The sequence below is a fragment of the Kitasatospora sp. MY 5-36 genome (assembly GCF_001182915.1).
GTDB lineage: Bacteria > Actinomycetota > Actinomycetes > Streptomycetales > Streptomycetaceae > Kitasatospora.
Map to the genome: position 1 here is coordinate 1 of NZ_LFVW01001434.1, position 548 is coordinate 548.

Annotated in this window: 1 protein-coding gene; it reads left to right on the forward strand. The window is 67.0% G+C overall.

The features are described 5' to 3' along the window. On the forward strand, positions 1–548 hold a 548-nt coding region (locus AE652_RS42810), incomplete at both ends, for a polymorphic toxin-type HINT domain-containing protein (RefSeq protein ID WP_049661808.1).

Here is a 548-nt window from a genome sequence, read left to right on the forward strand (position 1 = left end):
CTCACCTCCTGCATCGGCGCGATCCCCTTCATCGGCGACGGTGCCGCCGTCGCCAAACTCGCCCAGTGGGCCAAGAAGTTCGGGTCCTGGGGCGAGAAGGCCGTCGAGTTCATCCAGAAGCTCGTCAACCGGCTCCCTCCGTCGTGCCCCCGACTCCGGATGAACAGTTTCCCGGCCGGCACCCACGTCCTGATGGCGGACGGATCCACTCGTAGGATCGAGACCGTCAAGGCAGGGGACAAGGTTCTCGCCACCGACCCCACGACCGGAGTGACTGGACCCCGTCGGGTCTCTGCGGCCATCTATACCCCGGACGACCGTGGCTTCACCGACATCTCGCTGGGCTCCGGAAAGTCCCTGACCAGCACCGACCACCACCCCTTCTGGTCCGAGAGCCAGAAGCAGTGGATCGACGCCGTGGACCTCAGGGTCGGCGACGAACTGCGCGACCCGGCCGGACGGCCCCAGCGCATCGAGGCCGTCCGGCATCGGAGCACGCTCCAGCCCGCCTACAACCTCACCGTCGACGACCTCCACACGTACTACGT